We start from the raw sequence: 21390 nt of genomic DNA, 5'->3' as shown, positions 1-21390 counted from the left end.
CCCGAACGGCGGCGTCGAGGTGAACCGGGCGGCGGCCGGTGGCCGCGTTCCGGCGAGGGGCGTCACACAACAGGAAGGAGCTCCCACGGAACCTCCGCAGATCATCCGTCGAGTCCTCGCACGCGAGGACTCGGTCGCCGGGCCGAGCCGGACGCCGGAGCGGTCCGGGGCATTCGCCCCGAGACGAGCGCGGCGCGGGGCACGGCCCGCCGCCCGCGGGCGATCGGCGCACGTGGCGCTCCGATCGGAACCCGAGTGATCGAGCGAGCAGGTGGGCATCCGTGGCAGTCCGTTCGACTCAGGCGACCAGCCCCCGTCGGAACCCGTGCGCCACCGCCTGCGCCCGATCCCGCACTCCCAGCTTGCGAAAGAGCCTGCGGGCGTGGGTCTTGACGGTGTCTTCGGACAAGTAGAGCTCGCGGCCGATCTGGCCGTTGCTCTTTCCCTGGCTCATTCCCCGCAGCACCTGCAGCTCCCGCTCGGTGAGCTGCACGCCCGGATCGGACGGCTGCCGAGGCGCGGGGACGGACGTGCTGGCCAGGGTGTGCGCCAGCGCGGCGACCAGTTCCGGCCGCGAGGCGTCCCAGCGCAGGTATCCGCGTGCACCGCCGGCGATGGCCGCCGCGATGCTGCCCGCGTCGTCCGGCGCACCGAAGACGATCACATTGGCTTGAGGATGAGCGGAGACGAGCCTTCTGGTGGCCTCGACACCGTTCGGCACCGCTCGCTGGGTGCCGACCAGTACGACGTCCACCGCTTGCCGCGCGAAGCGGGCAAGCAACTCATCACCGTGGGCTACGCAATCAATCCGACTCACTCCGGGGACAGCGGACATCACGCGAGTGAGTCCTTCCCGGACGCTACGTCGGTCATCGCAGATCAGGACCGTCGTCACGGGAACTCCTTCCTGCAGGCGGGTGACGTTCCTCTTCCCCTATCGGACGCAGCGAGGCGGACCTTGACACGATCTAGTGCTGAATCCGTCCAGAGATCGGCTCACGCCACTCCTTCGAGATATTCACCGGAACGGAGCAGGGGCCGACGCGGGCACGTATGGTCTCGGCCGTCACCCGGCGATTAAGGCCCATACCTGCGATGTTCACCCAAGCGTGGTCCCGCCGGGCGATTTGCCACCCGATCTCGCGACACCCGGCAATCGACTGAATACGGCCTATAGTGATTTACGTCACAGTCTAATCAAGTACGGTTCGGCCGATCAGTTCCGCCGCTTCGGCGAGCGAGGAGACGGTCTCGGCATGCCCGGGTAACCGCCCCGGTGCCCAGCCGGCTCCCACCGCGAGCACCCGCGCGCGCTGCCGCTTGATCGGCAGGTCCCCCAGCAGCGCCGGGGCCGCGTAGTGCGGCTGCTCGGCCCACAGCACGATCACGGCGGGCGCCGCGCGGCGCACCGCCGCGTTCAGGCCCTCCGGCGGCAGTCCCGCGCCGAACAGGCGGTGCCCGACGCCGCGGGACGCCAACTCCGCGGCCAGTGCGACCAGCTCCAGCTCCTGCTGCTCCCCCGGCACCGGCGCGAGCAGCACCGGCCGCGGATTGCGCGGCTCGGGCGCCTTGGCCAGCACCGCCCGCAACGCCGTAGCCGCGCTGTCGGTGAGCAGGCGCAACGCCTCCACTCCGGCGCCGGTGTACTGCCAGCGCTCACTGGCCGCGGTCAGCACCGGGGACAGCACTTCGTGCCAGGTGGCGAGCACGCCCTGTTCCTCGATCGACTCGCCGAGCAGGCGTTGCTGGTGCCAAGCGTCCAGCGCGAGCACCGCCCGGCCGAGCCCGCGGGCGCGCGGCCCGGCACCGGTGAGCCGCAGCCCTCGCCCGCCCGGATTGGACGTCGACTCGGCCACCGGCGGCTCGAGCGGATCCAGGACTCCGGAGATGAGGACGGGTTCGGCGGGCGCCGGCGGTGCGGCCTGCGCGCCGTCGGCGTGGCGCGGCAACGGCGGGGTGGCCGCCAACGCGTAGCGGGCCGCCTCGGCCGGGGAGGCGCCGCGCAGCAGTGCTCGTTGCATCTGCTCGAGCCGGGCCACGTCCTCCGGCCCGTACCGGCGGTGGCTGCCGGACGCGTGGTCGGTCGGCCCCAGCCCGTACCGCCGATCCCAGGTGCGCAGCGTCGCAGGCGCGACGCCGAGCCTGCGCGCGACGGCGGCCACGGTCAGCCGAGGTTCTTCGGGAGCGGAGCCGAGCACGCCTGCGGTGAGGTCTCCCGCTCGCTCGTCCGATGCCTCGTCCGCCTCGGGGGCGCGGTGCCTGCCGGTGTCCGCCTGAGCTCCGTCGTCGTCGGCCCGCATCCCCGTCTCGTCGGCGATCTTGCGGCGGGCGTCGTCTCGATCTTCGTCGGCGTTCGCCGCGCCGCGGGGGAAGGCCGAGCCGTCCAAGTGGTCGGCAAGTCGTGGATCAGCCTCCCGGGCAGCGCCGTGCTGCCCGGACAGGGGTTCCTCCCGCATGGTCACGCGGTCATGTTCCGGATCGTGGCGGCCGGTGGCAAGCGGGTGCACCCGGATGCCACCGGTCAGAGATCACCCGTCAGTGAACAGCTTTCGGCGCGAAAGGGGTTGAACAAGTATTGGCGCGGTTCTACCTTGGATCATGCGAGGCCACGGCAGCCGCCGTGGCGGGGAGGGGATCCACCGGTGGGAGGTGGTTGTCGCAATGGCCGACACTCGACGTCTTCCAGGCCCGAACGCCGACATCTGGGACTGGCAGATCAAGGGATCGTGTCGCGGAATGGACAGCGCGTACTTCTTCCATCCCGACGGCGAGCGCGGTCCGGCAAGGGCGCGGCGTGAGGCGAAGGCGAAAGAGGTGTGCCAGCACTGCCCGGTTCTCGATCAGTGCCGTCGGCACGCGCTGGCAGTGCAAGAACCCTATGGAATCTGGGGTGGGCTCTCCGAGTCCGAGCGTGAAGTGATCATCAAGACCCGCAAGCGCAGGGTGGCCGCAATGGCCGGTTGAGACGCGACCGCCGCGATGAACGGCGGTGGCGGCGCCGCACGGGCAGGCCGAAACGGATGACTGCGAGGGGCGTCATCCGCGGCGGCGCCCGGGGCGGGCGCGCGAAAAGATCAGGGGCGGCACCCGAAGGTGCCGCCCCTGATCTCGTGTTCCGACCCTGAACCGGGTGCGCCGGACAGGCGCACCCGGTTCAGCGCGGGTCAGTGCGAGTGGCCGTGACCGTGACCGGCCGACTCCTCTTCCTCTTCGGGCTTCTCCACGATGGCGCTCTCGGTGGTCAGCACCATGCGCGCGATGGAGGCCGCGTTGGCGACCGCGGAGCGGGTCACCTTCAGCGGGTCGACGACGCCCGGGCCGATCAGGTCACCGAAGGTCAGGGTCGCGGCGTTGTAGCCCGCGCCCCAGTCCAGGTCGCTGACCTTGGAGACCACGACGGCGCCTTCCTGGCCCGCGTTGCTGGCGATCCAGAACAGCGGGGCCTCCAGCGCCTTGCGGACCAGCCGCACGCCGGTGGCCTCGTCGCCGGACAGGCCGAGGTCGCCCTCGAGCGCCTTGGCCGCGTGGATCAGGCTGGAGCCACCGCCGGGCACGCTGCCCTCTTCCGCGGCGGCCTTGGACGCGGCGACCGCGTCCTCGATGCGGGACTTGCGCTCCTTGAGCTCGGTCTCCGTCGCCGCGCCGACCTTGATCACCGCGACGCCGCCGGCCAGCTTGGCCAGCCGCTCCTGCAGCTTCTCGCGGTCCCAGTCGGAGTCGCTGGCCTCGATCTCCTTGCGGATCTGCTCGACCCGCGCCTGCACGTCGTCCTTGGCGCCGTGGCCGTCGACCAGGGTGGTCTCGTCCTTGGTGACGGTGACGCGGCGGGCACTGCCCAGGACCTCGGGGCCGACCTCGGAGAGCTTGAGCCCGACCTCGGGGGCGATGACCTGAGCGCCGGTGACTGCGGCCAGGTCGTCCAGGAACGCCTTGCGGCGGTCGCCGAAGTACGGGGCCTTGACCGCGACGACCTTGAAGGTCTTGCGGATCGCGTTGACGACCAGGGTGGACAGCGCCTCGCCCTCGACGTCCTCGGCGACGATCAGCAGCGGCTTGCCGTTCTGCGCGACCTTCTCCAGCAGCGGCAGCAGGTCCTGGATGTTGGAGATCTTGTCCCGGTGCAGCAGGATCTGGGTCTCTTCCAGGACGGCTTCCTGCCGCTCGGCGTCGGTGACGAAGTAGGGCGAGACGAAGCCCTTGTCGAACTGGACGCCCTCGGTGACCTCGAGCTCGGTGGACAGCGTCGAGGACTCCTCGATGCTGATCACGCCGTCCTCGCCGACCTTCTCCATGGCCTCGCCGACCAGCGCGCCGATGTTCTCGTCACGGGACGAGACGGTGGCGATCTGGGCGATGTTGTCGCGGCCCTTGACCGGGGTGGCCTTCGCCTTGAGGGCTTCGATGACCGTGTCGGTGGCGGCCTGGATGCCCTTGCCCAGCGAGGCCGGGTTGGCGCCGGCGGCCAGGTTGCGCAGGCCTTCCTTGACCAGGGCCTGGGCCAGCACGGTGGCGGTGGTGGTGCCGTCGCCCGCGACGTCGTTGGTCTTGGTGGCGACGTTCTTGGCGAGCTGCGCGCCGAGGTTCTCGTACGGGTCGTCGAGCTCGATCTCACGCGCGATGGTAACGCCGTCGTTGGTGACCTGCGGGCCACCGAACTGCTTGTCCAGCACGACGTGCCGACCGCGCGGTCCGAGGGTCACCTTCACCGCGTCGGCGAGCTGGTTGACACCGCGCTCCAGAGCGCGACGCGCCTGCTCGTCGAAGGCGATCTGCTTAGCCATGTTTCAACAGCCCTTCAGCATGGGTGTTCAGGTGCCGGTCGCGGACGCCCCGGCGCGAGCTCCGTCCTACCCGGCGCTCTGCCCGGCCGGAGGTCGCGAGCGCGCTCGCGGGGCCGGGCTCGTGGTCCGGTCGGCTCTCGCCTGGATGAGACGCGGGGCGGCGGAGTCGCCGCATCGCCGTGGGGCGTGCGGGGCGTGGCGTCCGGCCTGGGATAAACCACCGCCCCGGCGGTCCCGGAGGCGGGACCACCGGGGCGGTGGGTTGCGCATGGTGCGGGAGTCGTCAGTTGACGACGGCCAGCACGTCGCGGGCGGAGAGGATCAAGTACTCCTCGCCGTTGTACTTGACCTCGGTGCCGCCGTACTTCGAGTAGATGACGACGTCACCTTCCTGCACGTCCACGGGGACGCGGTTGCCCTTGTCGTCGACGCGACCCGGGCCGACGGCCAAGACCTTGCCCTCCTGGGGCTTTTCCTTGGCGGTGTCCGGGATCACGATGCCGGACGCGGTAGTCGTCTCGGCTTCGCTCGCCTGGACAACGATCTTGTCCTCAAGCGGCTTGATGCTCGCCACGGTGTGACCTCCACCTTCTGGGGCCTGCGTAAGCGTTGGCTCTGGTCTGGGTGACGGCTCCGTGGCTCCCCGTCGTCGCGGGTGCCGGGGCGCTGCGGCGCCGTGCTGATTGGCACTCTACCCAGCCGAGTGCCAAGGCTCAACCACCGGGCACCCGTTCAGCCGTCACTCGAAGGCGGACATCGGCCGAAGGCGGGCGTTCCCCGCGCACTCCGCGGCTCATCCTGCCGGAGTTTCCGGCGATCTCACGCAGGCGGTCGCCCGGAGACCGGCCGCGCGATCTTGCCGCGGCGGCGCTGCCGATCTTCGGCGGACGAACCGGGCAGGTGAGAGACGGGAGCCGCGCGAGAAGCGGGCCGGGCGGCGGCGCGGCGCGGTCGCCGCCGACCGGCCCGAATGCCGATCTTCGCAGGTAGATCGGCATGCGGGAAATGTCACCGGAACCCGATGGCGGTTCACACCATCGAGGCAAGGTGGCTTAGGTTCTGCCGCATGGCACCGACGAAGCCCACGAACCGTCCGTGGGAACGCCGCCCTCGCCCATCCCGTCCTCCCGGCCCGTCCGGGCCTCCCGGCCGGTCCGGCTGGCGCCCTCGCTGACCGTTCTCCCGATCCGGTCGTTCATTCGGCCCGGGGAGCACTTCCAGCTCGGGCGCGGTGATCAACAACCCGTCTTCGCCAGAAGTTAACCGGATGCCCATCGGGCGCGGATACCTTTCCACTCGTTCGAGTGAAGCCGAAAGCAGGACACATCCCTGTTCGGCGTGCTCCGACACGCCTCGACGGCAACCACCGACGTTCTGGGAGGACCGCCCGAATGCTCGACCCCACCACACCTCGTCCCCGATCCGTTTCCCGCCGGGCCGTGCTGCTCGGCGGCGCCGCCGCGGCGGGCACCGCCGCTTTGAGCGGAGCCGCCTCGGCCGGCCCCCTGTCGCTGCCCGGCGCGGGCACCGGCAGGCTCGCCGACCCGTTCACGCTCGGCGTCGCCTCCGGTGACCCGCTGCCGGACGGCGTTGTGCTCTGGACCCGCCTCGCCCCCGAGCCGACCGCCGACGACGGCAACGGCGGCATGCCCGCCAAGGTCGTCGACGTGGAGTGGGAGCTCGCCGAGGACGAGCGGTTCACCCGCATCGTGCGGCGCGGCCGGGCGCAGGCCGCCCCCGAACTCGGGCACAGCGTGCACGTCGAGCTCGAAGGACTTCGCCCCGGAGCCGAGTACTACTACCGGTTCCGCGCCGAGGGTGCCGTTTCCCGGACCGGACTCACCCGCACCGCGCCCGCGCCGGGCTCGATGGACGAACTGACCATGTGCTTCGCGTCCTGCGCGCACTTCGGCCAGGGCCACTTCACCGCCTACCGGCGGATGGCCGAGGACCAGCCCGGACTGATCCTGCACCTCGGCGACTACCAGTACGAGTACGCCGCCGAAGCCGACGACGTGCGCAAGGTGCTCGGGCCGGAGACCCGCACGCTGGCGAACTACCGGCAGCGCCACGCCCAGTACAAGACCGACGAGGACCTGCAGCTCGCGCACTCCGTCGCGCCGTGGATCGTCGTGTGGGACGACCACGAGACCGAGAACAACTGGGCCGACGAGATCCCGGAGAAGCCCGACGAGGGCTTCCTCGACCGGCGCAAGGCCGCTTTCCAGGCCTACTACGAGAACATGCCGCTGCGCTCTACGGCCAAGCCCGAAGGCATCGACATGCGGCTGTACCGGCGGTTGCAGTGGGGCGGCCTCGCGACGTTCCACATGCTCGACACCCGCCAGTACCGCGACGACCAGCCCTGCGGCGACGAGGGCAACGTGGACTGCGCGCAGCGGCTGGAGCCGGACCGCACGATCACCGGCGCCGAGCAGGAGCGCTGGCTGCTGGACGGGTTCGCGAACTCCGCGGCGCGCTGGGACGTGCTGGGCCAGCAGGTGTTCTTCTCGCGGCTGGACAACGACGTTGACGACGGCGTCGCGTTCAGCACTGATTCGTGGGCCGGTTACGTCGCGAACCGGGACCGGATCGCGGCCGGGCTCGGACAGGTCCGCAACGGTGTGGTGCTCACCGGGGACGTGCACCGGCACTGGGCGGCCGAGGTGCAGGCCGAGCACGAGAACACCGACTCGGCCGTGGTCGGCACCGAGCTCGTCACGACCTCGATCACCAGCGGTGGCGACGGGGACGACAACGCGAAGGAAGACGTGCTCGCGGAGAACCCGCACATCAAGTTCCACAAGAACCGCCGCGGCTACGTCCGCACCCGGTTCACCGCGGACGAGTTGCGCGCCGACTACCGGATCGTGCCGCAGGTGACGAAGCCGGACGCGAAGGTCAGCACCGAGCGGAGCTTCGTGGTGGCCGACGGCGAGCCGCGGCTGAAGCCGGCGTGAGCCACGCGGGTGCCGCCCTGCTTCGGGCGGCACCCGTTCGGCCGATGTACGGGGCGCGTCGGCGGCACGGCACACTTGGCGGATGCGTGGGCGATGGTGTGCGGCGGCAGGTCTGGTCGCAGTAGCCGCGTTGCCGTCGGCGTGGGTGCGGGCGCGCAGCTCGGGCCGGGTGCGGACGGCCGACGACGTGCCCGCGGCGGACGCCGCGCTGGTGCTCGGCGCCGGGGTGCGCCGCGACGGGCTGCCGAGCCGGATCTTGCAGGGCAGGCTCACCGTGGCGGCGGAGTTGTTCCGGGCGGGCCGGGTGCGATGGCTCCTGGTCAGCGGGAGCCCGGAATCGCGCGGGTACAGCGAACCGGTGGCGATGCGGGATTTCCTGCTGCGCAACGGAGTTCCGGAGTCGGTGATCTCGCTGGACGAGTCCGGTGTGGACACTTGGGCCTCGTGTCGGAGCGCGGTTTCGAAGTTCGGGCTGCGCCGGGTCACGGTGGTGACGTCGAAGTTCCACCTGCGCCGTTCGATCGCGTTGTGCCGCCGGGCGGGGATCGACGCCGTCGGCGTGGGCCACGATGCGGCGGCGGACGGCTTGCGACGGGTGTCGGCTCGCGGATCCCGGCGGGAGTTCCTGGCCGTGACGAAGGCGTTCTGGCTCAGCCACTGATCGCAATGAACTGATTCGATGATCAGTTTCGACCAGCACGGCACCCTCCTCCGTCGGCGGAGCGTTCTACCTGTGCCCGCCGCCCCGATCCAGGTGAATGACCCGTTCACCCGATCCCATTGACCAGGGGGCATCCACCTGCCGCTGCCTTCGGAGCGAATGGCCGCCCATTCGACCGAACGATCGGGTGAAGAAGGCAGTCACCTCAGGGGCATGGGGGCCGTGGGCGGCGAGTTCGGTGTGCCGGGGTGGCGTGCCGCCACGGACGGAGCATTGCGAAATTCGCAACGCCCCTGTTAGCGTCGCCGCGCCACGGGCCGCCATGAGCGGGCCACGACAGGGAGGGCGCATGAACGAGGAAGTGATCATCACCGCCGCGCTGACCGGGGCGGGCGACACCGTCGGCCGCAGCGAACACGTGCCGGTGAGCCCCGAGCAGATCGCGGAGTCCGCCGTGCAGGCCGCGAACGCGGGCGCCGCCGTGGTGCACATCCACGTGCGCGACGTCGAATCCGGCCAGGGCTCCCGCGAAGTCCCGCTGTACCGCGAGGTCGTGCGCCGCATCCGCGAGTCCGATGTGGACGTCGTGATCAACCTGACCGCAGGCATGGGCGGCGACCTGGTGATCGACCAGGACGACCCGCTCAAACCGGCCGACGGCACCGACCTGGTCAACGGACTGGACCGGTTGCCGCACGTGGAGGAGCTGCTGCCGGACATCTGCACGATGGACTGCGGCTCGCTCAACTTCGGCGAAGGCAGCCAGCTCTACATCAGCACCCCGGACATGCTGCGCGCCGGCGCGAAGCGCATCCAGGAGCTCGGCGTGAAGCCGGAGCTGGAGATCTTCGACACCGGCCAGCTGTGGTTCGCCACGAAGATGATCGAAGAGGGCCTGATCGACGCGCCGCCGCTGTTCCAGCTGTGCATGGGGATTCCCTACGGCGCCCCGGCCGACCCGGGTGTGCTGCAGGCGATGGTGAACATGCTGCCGGAGGGCGCGAACTGGGCGAGCTTCGGCATCGGGCGCAACCAGCTGCCGTGGGTCGCGCAGTCCGCGCTGCTCGGCGGGCAGGTGCGCGTCGGGCTGGAGGACAACCTCTACCTGAGCAAGGGCGTGAAGGCCACGAACGCGCAGCTGGTGGAGCGCGCCGTGACGATCGTGGAAGGCATGGGCGCGCGGATCGCGACCCCGGACCAGGCCAGGGCGAAGCTCGGATTGAAGCGGAGGGACGCCTGATGAGGGCTCCGGCGGCACCGGAATCGGTGCGCCACGTCGCGTGCATCGGCGCGGGCGTGATCGGCGGCGGCTGGGTGGCGCACTTCCTGGCCCGCGGCTATCGGGTGACGGCGTGGGATCCGGCTCCGGACGCGGAGCAGAAGCTGCGGCGGCTGGTGGACGCGGCGTGGCCCGCGCTGACCGAACTCGGCCTGGCACCCGGCGCCTCCCGCGACGCGCTCACCGTGACGTCCACTTTGGACGAAGCGGTGGCGGGCGCGGAATTCGTGCAGGAGAGCGCGCCGGAGGACCTGGAGCTCAAGCAGGACCTGCTGGCGCGGATCGACGCGGCGACCCCTCCCGGCGTCGTGGTGTCCTCGTCCACGTCGGGCTACGGCATGACGGAGATGCAGCAGCGCTGCGCCACCCCGGAACGCCTCGTCGTCGGGCACCCGTTCAACCCGCCCTACCTCATTCCGCTGGTGGAGGTCGTCGGCGGCGAGCGCACCTCGGCGGAGGCGGTGCGGTGGGCGTCGCGATTCTTCGAGGTGGCGGGGAAATCCGTCATCACGATGGACCGGGAAGTGCCGGGGTTCATCGCGAACCGCCTGCAGGAGGCGCTGTGGCGGGAGGCGCTGCACATGGTCGCCGAGGGCGAGGCGACCGTGGAGCAGATCGACGCCTCGATCACCGAGGGGCCGGGGCTGCGGTGGCCGTTCCTGGGGCCGTGCCTGACCTTCCACCTCGCGGGCGGCGAAGGCGGGATGGCGCACATGCTCGACCATTTCGGGCCGTCGCTGAAGTCGCCGTGGACCCGGCTGGAGGCACCGGAGCTGACCGATGAGCTGCGGAATCGGATGGTCGAGGGCTGTGCGGACACCGCGGACGGCCGCAGCATCGCGGATCTGGTCGCCGACCGGGACCGAGCCGTGATCGCCGTGCTGCGCGCGGTGCGCGAAGTCCGAGGCGGCGGCGCGTGAGCGGCGAGTTCCGGCAGCGGGTCCGGCCGGAGTGGATCGACTACAACGGGCACCTCAGCGAGGCGTACTACGTGCTGGTGTTCGGGTTCGCCACCGACGCGGTGATGGACCGGCTCGGTTTGGACGCGCAGTACCGCACCCGGACCGGCCGCTCGCTGTACACCGTTGAGGCGCACGTCCGGTACCTGCGGGAGGTGGGGCCGGACGCGGAGCTGGTCGTCACCTCCCGCATCGTCGGCGGCGGGGCGAAGAAGCTCGTGCTGTGCCACGAGATGACGGTGGACGGGACGTTGGTGTCGACCGAGGAACTGCTGGCGCTGCACGTGGATTCGGCGGCGAGTCAGGCCGTCCCGTTCCCGGAAGAGGTGGCGGGGCGGATCACCGCCGCCACCGAAGCGGCCCCGTCTTACGCGGGCCGCGCCATCGGCTGAGGCGGGGGCGTCTTTTCGGAGTGAACGGACCGTTCGCCCAATCCCCTTGGTCGAACGGTCCGTTCACTCGTTCCCGCCCCGCGATCGACTGCCGACTCACCCGAGCACCACGACGTTCGAGGGCGATTTTTTGTGGAGTGAACGGACCGTTCGACCAGTCCTATTGGGCGAACGGTCTGTTCACCCACTCCCCTCCCGCACCGGAACCGCCGACTCGCCCGAGCGCGACTGCATCCGGGGGCGGCTCTCCTGGAGTGAACGGACCGTTCGACCAGTGCTGTTGGACGAACGGTCCGTTCACTCCGATCGCTGGCGGTGCGCGGCAAACCCGGTGAGCTGGGCTGTTCGGCGGAGCTGGGCTGTTCGGGCGGAGATCACCTGCGGGCGTTGACCGGTTTGCCGGGAAACGGCCAAGATCTCCCCGGAAGGCACAGCTTTCAACAACAGAACACACGAAGCATCGGGCACCAACGGAGGGCTCATGCGGTCCGTGCGTCACCCCCAGCTCATCCCGGCAGGAACGTCGGCTCGCATCCGGTCGCTGACGCCGCTGGCCGCGCTGCTCGTCGTGGCGGGCCTGCTGAGCCCGCCCGCGCACGCCGCGCCGGTGGACGGCCCGAGCGATCCGGCCGCGATCGAGTCGTACCTCGACGATCCCGGCCGCACCGGCGAGAACCAGGAACGTCCGCACGCGCTGCTGCGCCCCTACGCCGACGCGGAACAGGCGTTGCGGGCCGCCCGCCACGACCTCGACGCACCCGCGGATGAGCCGACGCCGTGGACGCTGCCGTTGAACGGCCAGTGGCACTTCGGCTACGCCGAGCACCACCGCGACCTGCCCGCCGGCTGGCAGCACGGCCGCGCGGACTGGCCGGAGATCGCGGTGCCGGGCGTGTGGCAGCAGCAGGGCCACGACCGTCCGATCTACCGGAACGTGCCGTCGGAGGTCGCGCCCTACGATCCGCCGAACGTGCCGGACGACGTGAACCCGACCGGTGCCTACGTGCGCGAGTTCGACATCCCCGACGACTGGGACGGCAGGCGGCAGCTGCTGCGCTTCGAGGGCGCGACCAGCGGCTGGTTCGTCTGGGTCAACGGCCGCTACGTGGGCTACGACCAGGGCGGTTACACCCCGGCGGAGTTCGACGTGACCGACCACCTCACGAAGGGCCGCAACACGATCGCCGTGCAGGTGCACCGCTGGGGTTCGGGCAGCTACCTGGAGAACATGGACTTCTGGCACTTGTCCGGGATCTTCCGCGACGCGCACCTCTACAGCGTGCCGCGCACGCACCTGGAGGACGTCACGGTCCGCACCGAACTGGACGACCCCGACGCGACGCTGCGGCTCGGAGTGGACGTGCGCAACGACGCAGGTTCGGCGGGCACGCACGACGTGCGGGTCGCGCTGCACGATCCGGAGGGTCGCGAGGTGGACCGCTTCGCGCAGCGTGTGGACGTCACCGGGCCGGGCACCTCGGTGGAGCTGAGCCGCGACATTCGTTCGCCCCGGTTGTGGAGCGACGAAACACCGGACGTCTACACCGCCGTCGTGCAGCTCGCGGACGCGCAGGGCCGGATCGTGCACACGACGCAGCAGCCCGTCGGGTTCCGCGAGGTCGAGGTGCGCGACGAACAGTTGCTGCTCAACGGAAAACCCGTCGATCTGCGCGGCGTGAACCGGCATGAGCACGATCCGCGGACGGGCCGCGCGGTGAGCCGAGATCGCCAGCGCGAGGACGTGTCGCTGATGCGGCAGCACAACATCAACGCGGTCCGCACTTCGCACTACCCGAACGATCCGTACTGGTACCGGCTGGCGGACGCGAGCGGTCTGCTGCTGGCCGATGAGGTCGACATCGAGACGCACTACCGCGAGGACTGCACGGCGACCGGCGATCAGGACTGCCTCGCCGACCGCCCGGAGTGGCAGGCGGCGTTCGCGGATCGCTTCGAGGCGCTGCTGGAGCGGGACAAGAACCACCCGAGCGTGATCTTGTGGGACACCGGCAACGAGGCCGGTCTCGGCGCCGCGCACTACGCGATGGCGGAGCACGCGCGCGCCACCGATCCGACGCGGCCGCTGTACCACCAGTCCAACTCGCCCGACGGTGATGCGCCGTTCGCCGACGTGTGGGGACCGCGCTACCCGTCGCCGAAACATCTGCGCGAGATCGCGGAGCGGACGACGAAGCCCGTCGTGATGGGCGAATGGCTGCACGCGATGGGCAACAGCCTCGGGCACTACGAGGACATGTGGCGCACCATCCGGGAGGATCCCTCGTTGCAGGGCGGCTTCGTGTGGGACTGGGTCGATCAGGGCTTGGTCCGGCCGCTGCGGGTCGCGCCGGACTCCTCGGGCAACGACGTTCCGGTGCACTACGGCGGCAATCCGAAGCCCGTTCCCGGCGTTTCGGGGCAGGGCGTCGAGTTGTCCGGCTTGGACGATTGGGCGGAGGCCTACCGGGATCCGGCGCTGGAGATCACCGGCAAGGCGGTCACCTTGGACGTCCAGGTGAAACCGCTGTCCTGGCAGGGTTCCGGCACGTACCTGTCCAAGGGCGACAAGCAGTGGGCGTTGCAGATGCCGGACGCGGAGCACGTCGAGTTCTTCGTCTACGGCGAGGACTCGTGGCACACGGCCCGCGTCGAGGTCCCCTCCGATTGGTGGGGGCAGTGGCATCGGCTCACCGGGGTCTACGACGGTTCCCAGGTGCGGCTGCTGATCGACGGCGAGGAGGTCGCGGCGGAGCCGTACTCCGGTGAGATCGCGCCGAACACCATGTACACGGTGTCGGTGGGCCGCAACCAGGAGAAGCATTCGGATGCGTTCGCGGGCCGCACCGCGCACGCCGTCGTGGATTCGGCGCGGATCTACGACCGGGCGCTGAGCGAGGGGGAGCTCGCCGCGGATCCGGCGCGGGAGGCGGCGCTGGCGCTGAACTTCGACGAGGAGCGCGAAGAAGGCACCTTCCACGACTACGGCGCGTCGAACTTCCTGGCCAACGGGCTGATCAACGCGGACCGGACGCCGCAGCCGGAGCTGGCGCAGCTCGCCTACAGCCACGCCCCGGTGCGGTTCGAGGACGCCGGAGCGCCGGGCCGGTTCACCGTGCGCAACCTGAACCACATGCTGTCCACCGCGGCGTACGACCTGAGCTGGCGGCTGGTGGAGGCGGGCGAGGAACTCGCCAGCGGCAGCATCGGCACCGAGGTACCGGCGGGTGCGGCGAAGCAGGTGGAGCTGGACCTGCCGCAAGCCGGGAACACCGAGCGGTTCCTGGAGTTGCGGGCGCGGCAACGCGTCGACGCACCGGGGCTGCCCGCCGGTCATGTCGTGTCGGCCGAGCAGTTGCGCGCGGGCGGCACCGAACCGGCGCCCGCTCCCGTCGAGGACTCGACGGCCGGACGCGTGGCCGTGGACGGGAATTCCGTGACCGGGCCGGGTTTCCGCTATTCGTTCGACGAGCGGACGGGCGGGTTGAGCTCGATGTCCGCCGACGGGGTGGAGCGGCTGGTCGCCGGTCCGGACCTGGACGTGTTCCGTGCTCCGACCGGCAACGAGTGGAGCGACTGGAGCGGCATCGACCCGGAGGCGAAGTTCCGCGCGGCCGGACTGGACCGCCTGGTCACCGAGGTCCTCGGCTTCAACGTCGCCGAGCTGCCGGACGGCCGGGCTCAGGTCACCGTCGACACCCGCTCGGCCGCGCCGGACGTAGCCGGTGAGGGATTCGGCAGCCGCTGGACCTACACCGTGGACGGCTCCGGGGCGGTCGCCTTGGACCACACAGTGGAGGCGTTCGGCCCGCTCACCAGGGGCCTGCCGTGGCTGCCTCGGGTCGGGTTCGAGCTGCGGTTGCCGGAGTCGTTCACCGATCTGGACTGGTACGGGCGCGGCCCCGGCGAGTCGTATCCGGACCGGTTCGACTCGCAGGCCGTCGGGCGTTGGTCGTCGACGGTGGACGAGCAGTGGTTCGACTTCCTGCCACCGCAGGACAACGGGGTGAAGATCAACACTTCGTGGGCGCTGCTGTCCGGTCCGGACGGCGGACTCCAGGTGGCGGGCGAGGATCTGGCGATCGCGGCGGAACGGCACTCCAACACCGAGCGCACCGACTTCGCCCACCAGCTCCGCCAGGACCCGTTCGTGACCTTGCACGTCGGAGCCGTCACCGGCCTCGGCGACACCCCGGTCCCCGTCCAGGACCAGTACCGGATCCGCCCGGACGTCCCCCACACCACATCCGTCCTCCTCCGCCCGACCTGACCGCACGAAGTGAACGGTTCGTTCGCCCAATCCCACCGGACAAAGAGACCGTTCACCCCACAAGCCGTACGAAGTGAACGGCCCGTTCGCCCAATCCCACCGGACAAAGGGGCCGTTCACTCCACGAGCCGCACCGGGCGCGTGTCTCGTTCGACCGGTGGGTGCAAGCGAAGGGGCCGTTCGGCCTGCGGGGTGCGGCGGCGTCGGGGCGGTTCGGGTGCATCTGCAGCTCAGCACCCGTGAAACGGCGATGACCTGGGGTGACGTAGTCTATTTCGCTGTGCTCGTCATCGCGCTGGACACTTCGACGCCCGCGGTCACCGCTGGCCTGGTCGCCTTGGACGGCGGCGGCCCCAGGCCACTCGCGCAACGCGTGACCGTGAACGCGCGGGCGCACGGCGAACTGCTCACACCGCACCTGATGGCGGCCGTGGCGGAGGCCGGTCACCGGCTCGCCGACGCCGACGCGATCGTTGTGGGCTCCGGCCCCGGACCGTTCACCGGACTGCGCGCGGGCATGGTCACCGCGGCCGCGCTCGGGCAGTCCTTGGACGTGCCGGTGCACCCGGTGTGCAGCCTCGACGCGATCGCCGCCGCCGTGCCGGACAGCGCGGCCGGGCAGGGCGTGGTCGCCGACATCGGTGAGCCCGGTGCCGCCGTGTCCGGTGCGGTCGCCGGCGGACTGCGGCTGCTCGTGGCCACCGACGCGCGGCGCAAGGAGGTCTACTGGGCCGCGTACGGCGCCGACCGGGAACGGCTCACCGGCCCGCACGTGCACCGGCCCGCCGACGTGCCCGCCGAGATCGACGGCCTGGACCTGGACTTCGCCGTCGGCGAGATGGCTGCGCCGCACCGGGACACCTTCGGGCTCGACGTGCTCGGCATCGAGTACCCCACGCCGACCGGCCTGGTCGCGGCGGCCCGGCACGACCTGCAGAGCGGTGCTGAACCGACGCCGCCGGTCCCGATGTACCTGCGGCGGCCGGACGCCACCGCGCCGGGGCCGCGCAAGCAGGTCAGCCCCGATCGAGGAACGGCATGACCGCCCCCTTCGTGGCGAAGCTGCGCCGCAGGGACCTGAAGCGCTGCGTCGACCTGGAACACGTCCTGTTCCCCGGCGACGACCCGTGGTCGCTGGAGTCGTTCGTGGCCGAGATCGACCGCGGGCACTACTACCTCGGCGCCTACGACACCGACGAGAACCTGATCGGCTATGCGGGCCTCTCCTTGGCGGGCAGGCCGCCGGAGGTGGACGCCGAGGTGCACACGATGGCGGTCGACCCGGCGCACCAAGGCCACGGCGTGGGCCGCGCGCTGCTGAGCAGGCTGCTCGCGCGCGCCGATGAGCACCGGGCCACCACGTTCCTCGAAGTGCGCACCGACAACGAACCCGCGATCGCGCTCTACCGCAAGCACGGGTTCGAGATCGTCGGCCTGCGCAAGCGCTACTACCAGCCCTCGGGCGCGGACGCGCACACGATGCGCAGGCCCGCGGCCGAATCCCCCACCGTGGAGGGAGGTGGTCCGTCGTGACCACCGACCGGATCGTGCTCGGCATTGAAAGTTCCTGCGACGAGACCGGCGTCGGCCTGGTGCGGCTCGGCGCGGACGGGTCGGTGGAGTTGCTCGCCGACGCCGTCGCCTCCAGCGTCGATGAGCACGCCCGCTTCGGCGGGGTCGTGCCGGAGATCGCCAGCCGGGCGCACCTGGCGGCGATGACGCCGACGATGCGGCGGGCGCTGGACGAATCCGGACTCGAACTGTCCGATGTGGACGCTATTGCGGTGACGGCGGGGCCGGGCCTGGCCGGAGCGCTGATGGTCGGAGTCGCCGCGGCGAAGGCCTACTCGGTGGCGCTGGACGTGCCGCTGTACGGGGTGAACCACCTCGGCGGGCACGTCGCCGTGGACACCTTGCAGCACGGGGCGCTGCCGGACCGGTGCCTGGCACTGCTGGTCTCCGGCGGGCACAGCCAGCTGCTGCTGGTGGAGGGCATCGCGGAGCGGATCACCCAGGTCGGCTCGACCATCGACGACGCCGCCGGGGAGGCCTACGACAAGGTCGCCCGCATCCTCGACCTGCCTTATCCGGGCGGGCCGCCGATCGACAAGATGGCTCAGCAGGGCGATCCGAAGGCGATCTCGTTCCCGCGCGGGCTGACCGGTCCGCGCGACTCGCGGCACGACTTCTCGTTCTCCGGGTTGAAGACGGCGGTGGCCCGCTGGGTGGAAGCCGAGCAGCGGGCGGGCCGGGAGATTCCCGTCGCCGACGTGTGCGCCTCGTTCCAGGAGGCCGTGGCCGACGTGCTCACCTTCAAGGCGGTGCGCGCCGCGCAGGACCTCGGCGTGGACACGCTGGTCATTTCCGGTGGTGTGGCGGCGAATTCGCGGCTGTCGGCGCTGGCCGCCGAGCGTTGCGCGGCGGCGGGCATCACGCTGCGCGTGCCGAAGCCCCGCCTGTGCACGGACAACGGCGCCATGATCGCCGCCCTCGGTGCGCACGTCGTCGCCTCCGGCGCGAAGCCCTCACCCCTGGACCTGTCCGCCGCACCGGGCCTCCCGGTCGACACCATCGTGGTGAACTGACCCCCACAGCAATTACGGAAAGCGCCCCCGCAATTTTGCGATGAATTGCGGAGGCGACTTTCCGAGAATTCCCCAAAATACGATCATACCCCCAGCTCATAGGCTCATAATCCGATGTGGCTCGACGTGGGGTTCAATCGATTTCTCGGGAAATTGCGCGAGTTTTCCACAGCTGGAATCCGTCCCCAGCCCTTCGGCGGTCGCTGAGCCGTGAACGGCCGCGCGGCCGTCCTCCGGTCAGGCCCCGGTGCGCTCCACCGCGATCCACAGCTCGGCGTCGGCGTGCTCGCCGTCCTCCGACAACACGGTTCGGAGGAGCTGCGGACCGGGCCGGCTCTGGTACGGATTCGACGGGAACCACTCGGTGTACACGTCCCGCCACAGGTACTGGATCGAGTGCGGCATCGGGCCGGAACTCTCGAACACCGCCCACGTCCCGGCGGGAACGCGCAGCGAATCGAGGTCGTCCGGACCGGCCTTCCCGGCCACCACCCCGTGGTAGTAGTCGAGTTCCGTGCCTTCCTCGCGGCTGTCGTCGGCGTTGTCGGTGACCGCGATGATCCCCGCCGGTTCCTGATCGGACAGGGCCTCGATGCGCCGCAGCTCGTCCTGTCCGATCCCCCTGATGTGCTCGACGATCGCCGGGTTCATCCCCAGGTGCACGAGCGGAATCCTGGCCTTCTTGCCGACCACGAAGAACTCGTCCCGTTCCACTGTCCGGTACCGCATGTTGCCGCTCCCTTCAACGGTGAGTCGGAAGGAGATCCGCTGCTGCGAATTCAGCGAGGCACCGTCGCGCCGCGCTTCACCCGGTCCGACGCCGTGCACCGCGCGGAACGCCCGCGCGAACCCCTCGCCGGAGCCGTAGCCGTAGCGCACCGCGATGTCCAGCAGCGTCCGCTTCCCTTCGAGCACCTCGGCGCCGGCGATGGTGAGCCGCCTGCGTCGGATGTACTCCGACAGCGGCATCCCCGACAGCGCCGAGAACATCCGCCGGAAGTGGTACTCCGACGTCGCCGCGATCCGCGCCAGCTCAGCCGCTTCGACGGTCTGATCGAGGTGCCTCTCGATGTGCTCCAGGGCCTCGTTCAGCTGCTCCAGCACCGGGGTCTCCTTCCGTTGTGCCCACCACGCTAGGAAGACACCGCCCCACGGCACCCGACATCCTGTGCCCGATCCGATCGGGTGCACGAGCGGAGCGAGTGAACGGACCGTTCGCCCAACAGAACCGAGTGAACGGACCGTTCGCCCAACGGGATTGGACGAACGGTCCGTTCACTCCACACCGCTCGCCGATCAGAGCAGAACACGTCGCCCACAGGAGTTCGCGATGAGAAGTCGCGACCGCACCGCCCAGAAGGCAGCCAGAAGCCGCTCCCCTCCCGGCCTCTGCGCAGGCCGCCCAGAGAGCCTTGAACCGTCAGCTGAGCCACTTCGACGCCACATGTTCGGCGAGAACGGGCAGCAGCGCAGCGGCTTCACGGATGCAGCGCTGCGGGTCGGGTTCGACATCGCTGAGGGCGTAGACGTCGGCGAATCCCGCTTCCCGCAACCGTTCCGGTGTGAGGGTGCAGCGTCCGGCGACGGCGATGACCGGGATGCCTGCAGCCGCGGCCCGTCCGGCGACGACGGAGGGGCCTTTGCCGTGCAGCGTCTGCTCGTCCACGGAACCTTCACCGGTGATCACCAGTGCGGAGCCGGGCAGTGCCGCGTCGAAGCCGACGAGTTCGAGCACCAGGTCCGCGCCGGGACGTTGCCGCGCGCCGAGCACCGCGAGCGCCGCGTAGCCGACGCCGCCCGCCGCGCCCGCGCCCGGTTCGCCTGCGGCGTCCCGCCCACCAGCGCGGGTCACGGCACCGGACCAGCTGCGCAGTGCGGCGTCGAGCAACCGGACCTGCGTGGGGTCGGCGCCCTTCTGCGGTCCGTACACGTGCGCGGCGCCGTGCTCCCCGAGCAGCGGATTGTCCACATCGGACGCGAGGACGATGTCGGCTTCGGCCAGCCGCGGATCGAGCCCGGAGAGGTCGACGTCGGCGAGTTCGACGAGTCCCCCGCCGCCCGGCGGCAACGGCCGCCTGGCATCGGCGAGCAGCCGGGCACCGAGCGCCGCGACCATGCCTGCGCCGCCGTCGGTGCAGGCGCTTCCTCCGACGCCGAGCACGATGGTGCGAGCTCCGGCGTCGAGCGCGGCCCGGATGAGTTCCCCGGTTCCGAAGCTGGAGGCGGTCATCGGCGCGAGCTCCCGCGTCGGCAGCAGCGCCAGCCCGGAGGCGGAGGCGAGTTCGACGACGGCCGTGTCGTCCCGCAGCGCGAACTCGGCGGCGAGCGGCGCTCCCACCGGTCCGGTGACCCGCGCCTGCATGCGGCGGTAACCGGCCGCGATCGCCGCTTCCACGGTGCCGTCGCCGCCGTCGGCGATGGGCGCGAGTCGCACCTCTACTCCGGGCAGTCCTGCGGCGAGCGCGCTCGCGACATCGGGGGCGGTCAGCGACCCCTTGAACTTGTCCGGCGCGATCAGGACTGGACCGGGCACAGTGCTCTCCCTCGGCTCACGGTGGTTACCCGCACATTCCACCCGACTCGCCCGATCAGCGGAACCCCACCCGGTCGCGTTCAGCGGACTGAGATGTCCCGGCGGGCGGCCGATTCCGGCGACGGGAGGCGGGAGTTTTCCGGGCCGTACAGTGACCGCACCGGCACCCGCTCCCTTCGGAGGCCCCATGCACCCGACCGATCCGCAGGTCACGGCCGAGTTCACCACCGAACCGTTCCACGGTGAGGGTGAGCCGCCGGAGCACGCGCTGGCCGCGCGGGACCGGTTGCGCGAGGCCGGGCTGGAGCCGGATTTCGGCCCGCTGGGCACGTCGGTCACGGGTGCCCGCGACACGGTGCTGCCCGCGATCTCCGGTGTGCTCGATTCGGCGCTGTCCTCGGGCGCCCACCGGATCACGCTCCAGATCACCCTCGACGAACCCTGATTTCCCTTCGCCTTGCCGACGTTGCGGCCGATGAGCCGTGACCGGCCCGGCAACCGGCACCGCCGCGCGACTCACCGGCGTACAACTCCTTAGGCTGTCCGGTGTGCATCCGCTCGCTTCCGCGATCGCGCCGTTGCTGGCGCAGCTCGGCGCCACGGCGGTTCCCGCTGAGGAGCGGGAACCGAACGACGTGCTGCTGTACTGGGAGGGCGAGCCCGCCGTCGCCGTCCGCCTGCCGGGCGCGGAGTTGACCAGCGCGCTGGACCGGTTGATCGCGGATGTGGAGGCGGAGCTGGGCGCGGCGCTGCCGGATCTGCCGCGTGCGGACAAGCAGCGCGCGGTGCGGCTGCTGGAGGAGCGCGGCGCGTTCACGTTGCGCAAGTCGGTGGAGGCGGTCGCGAAAGCGCTCGGGGTCAGCCGGTTCACCGTCTACAACTACCTGAACCGCGAATGACGATCTTCACAGCGTGATCCGCGTAGTCGTTCAGCGGAACCTCAGCGGCTCTCTCGCTGCCCCTCGCCGGTGTG

18 protein-coding genes are annotated in these 21390 nt (G+C 70.7%); 12 read left to right on the top strand and 6 right to left on the bottom strand.

Annotated elements, in window-relative coordinates; all coding sequences use genetic code 11:
• Positions 1-298 precede the first annotated feature (298 nt).
• Together H2Q94_RS02805 and H2Q94_RS02800 are read right to left on the bottom strand one after the other, a co-directional pair.
• Positions 299-895: a response regulator transcription factor gene (locus tag H2Q94_RS02805; RefSeq protein WP_184483053.1), complete on the bottom strand. Its 597-nt coding sequence runs from the start codon at positions 893-895 to the stop codon at positions 299-301.
• Positions 896-1193: 298 nt separating this feature from the next.
• Positions 1194-2456, bottom strand: a complete 1263-nt coding sequence (locus H2Q94_RS02800) for a MerR family transcriptional regulator (RefSeq protein WP_243795490.1) — start codon at positions 2454-2456, stop codon at positions 1194-1196.
• 205 nt (positions 2457-2661) lie between these two features.
• Here H2Q94_RS02800 and H2Q94_RS02795 point away from each other — a divergent pair, with 205 nt between their 5' ends.
• Complete coding sequence (locus tag H2Q94_RS02795) at positions 2662-2964, top strand: WhiB family transcriptional regulator (protein ID WP_184483055.1); 303 nt, start codon at positions 2662-2664, stop codon at positions 2962-2964.
• 200 nt (positions 2965-3164) lie between these two features.
• Here H2Q94_RS02795 and groL read toward each other — a convergent pair whose 3' ends face one another.
• Both groL and groES read right to left on the bottom strand, forming a co-directional pair.
• A complete protein-coding gene (gene groL, locus H2Q94_RS02790; protein WP_243791675.1) occupies positions 3165-4781 on the bottom strand; it encodes a chaperonin GroEL in 1617 nt (538 codons plus the stop codon).
• A 283-nt stretch (positions 4782-5064) separates the two neighbouring features.
• Positions 5065-5355: a co-chaperone GroES gene (gene groES, locus H2Q94_RS02785; protein WP_184483059.1), complete on the bottom strand. Its 291-nt coding sequence runs from the start codon at positions 5353-5355 to the stop codon at positions 5065-5067.
• Between the two features lie 817 nt (positions 5356-6172).
• Between groES and H2Q94_RS02780 the strand changes: the two genes are divergently transcribed.
• The 9 genes from H2Q94_RS02780 to tsaD all read left to right on the top strand — a co-directional run bounded on the left by H2Q94_RS02780 (position 6173) and on the right by tsaD (position 17884).
• Complete coding sequence (locus H2Q94_RS02780) at positions 6173-7741, top strand: alkaline phosphatase D family protein (protein ID WP_243791672.1); 1569 nt, start codon at positions 6173-6175, stop codon at positions 7739-7741.
• 82 nt (positions 7742-7823) lie between these two features.
• Positions 7824-8402 carry a SanA/YdcF family protein gene (locus tag H2Q94_RS02775; RefSeq protein ID WP_243791670.1) on the top strand — a complete coding sequence of 193 codons (579 nt, stop codon included), beginning with the start codon at positions 7824-7826 and terminating at the stop codon, positions 8400-8402.
• 349 nt (positions 8403-8751) lie between these two features.
• Positions 8752-9642 carry a beta-keto acid cleavage family enzyme gene (locus H2Q94_RS02770; protein ID WP_243791668.1) on the top strand — a complete coding sequence of 297 codons (891 nt, stop codon included), beginning with the start codon at positions 8752-8754 and terminating at the stop codon, positions 9640-9642.
• Entirely contained in the window at positions 9642-10601 is a 960-nt protein-coding gene (locus H2Q94_RS02765; RefSeq protein ID WP_243791666.1) for a 3-hydroxyacyl-CoA dehydrogenase NAD-binding domain-containing protein, read from the top strand. The genes H2Q94_RS02770 and H2Q94_RS02765 overlap by 1 nt, the downstream gene beginning before the upstream one ends.
• Positions 10598-11032: a thioesterase family protein gene (locus H2Q94_RS02760; protein WP_243791664.1), complete on the top strand. Its 435-nt coding sequence runs from the start codon at positions 10598-10600 to the stop codon at positions 11030-11032. Before H2Q94_RS02765 ends, H2Q94_RS02760 begins: the two co-directional genes overlap by 4 nt.
• A 481-nt stretch (positions 11033-11513) precedes the next feature.
• Positions 11514-15299 carry a glycoside hydrolase family 2 TIM barrel-domain containing protein gene (locus H2Q94_RS02755; RefSeq protein ID WP_243791662.1) on the top strand — a complete coding sequence of 1262 codons (3786 nt, stop codon included), beginning with the start codon at positions 11514-11516 and terminating at the stop codon, positions 15297-15299.
• A gap of 280 nt (positions 15300-15579) precedes the next feature.
• Positions 15580-16341 carry a tRNA (adenosine(37)-N6)-threonylcarbamoyltransferase complex dimerization subunit type 1 TsaB gene (gene tsaB / locus H2Q94_RS02750; protein ID WP_243791659.1) on the top strand — a complete coding sequence of 254 codons (762 nt, stop codon included), beginning with the start codon at positions 15580-15582 and terminating at the stop codon, positions 16339-16341.
• Complete coding sequence (gene rimI / locus H2Q94_RS02745) at positions 16338-16832, top strand: ribosomal protein S18-alanine N-acetyltransferase (RefSeq protein WP_243791657.1); 495 nt, start codon at positions 16338-16340, stop codon at positions 16830-16832. The genes tsaB and rimI overlap by 4 nt, the downstream gene beginning before the upstream one ends.
• Positions 16829-17884 (top strand): tRNA (adenosine(37)-N6)-threonylcarbamoyltransferase complex transferase subunit TsaD, encoded by a 1056-nt coding sequence (gene tsaD / locus H2Q94_RS02740; protein ID WP_243791655.1) that lies wholly within the window; start codon positions 16829-16831, stop codon positions 17882-17884. Before rimI ends, tsaD begins: the two co-directional genes overlap by 4 nt.
• 237 nt (positions 17885-18121) lie before the next feature.
• Here tsaD and H2Q94_RS02735 read toward each other — a convergent pair whose 3' ends face one another.
• Positions 18122-18988 (bottom strand): AraC family transcriptional regulator, encoded by an 867-nt coding sequence (locus H2Q94_RS02735; RefSeq protein WP_243791652.1) that lies wholly within the window; start codon positions 18986-18988, stop codon positions 18122-18124.
• Between the two features lie 316 nt (positions 18989-19304).
• Positions 19305-20417 carry a glycerate kinase gene (locus tag H2Q94_RS02730; RefSeq protein WP_243791650.1) on the bottom strand — a complete coding sequence of 371 codons (1113 nt, stop codon included), beginning with the start codon at positions 20415-20417 and terminating at the stop codon, positions 19305-19307.
• Positions 20418-20604: 187 nt separating this feature from the next.
• On the opposite strand from H2Q94_RS02730, the gene H2Q94_RS02725 reads away from it, so the two are divergent.
• Positions 20605-20862: a thiamine-binding protein gene (locus H2Q94_RS02725; protein ID WP_243791647.1), complete on the top strand. Its 258-nt coding sequence runs from the start codon at positions 20605-20607 to the stop codon at positions 20860-20862.
• A gap of 94 nt (positions 20863-20956) precedes the next feature.
• Positions 20957-21316, top strand: coding sequence for a helix-turn-helix domain-containing protein (locus H2Q94_RS02720; RefSeq protein ID WP_407075539.1), 360 nt, complete (start codon positions 20957-20959; stop codon positions 21314-21316).
• The last annotated feature ends 74 nt before the right edge of the window (positions 21317-21390 follow it).

Origin of the sequence: Saccharopolyspora gloriosae (genome assembly GCF_022828475.1) — a bacterium.
Taxonomy (GTDB): Bacteria; Actinomycetota; Actinomycetes; order Mycobacteriales; family Pseudonocardiaceae; genus Saccharopolyspora_C; species Saccharopolyspora_C gloriosae_A.
The sequence above is the reverse complement of the archived record's forward strand: the minus strand, read 5'-3'. Positions and strand labels throughout refer to the sequence as shown.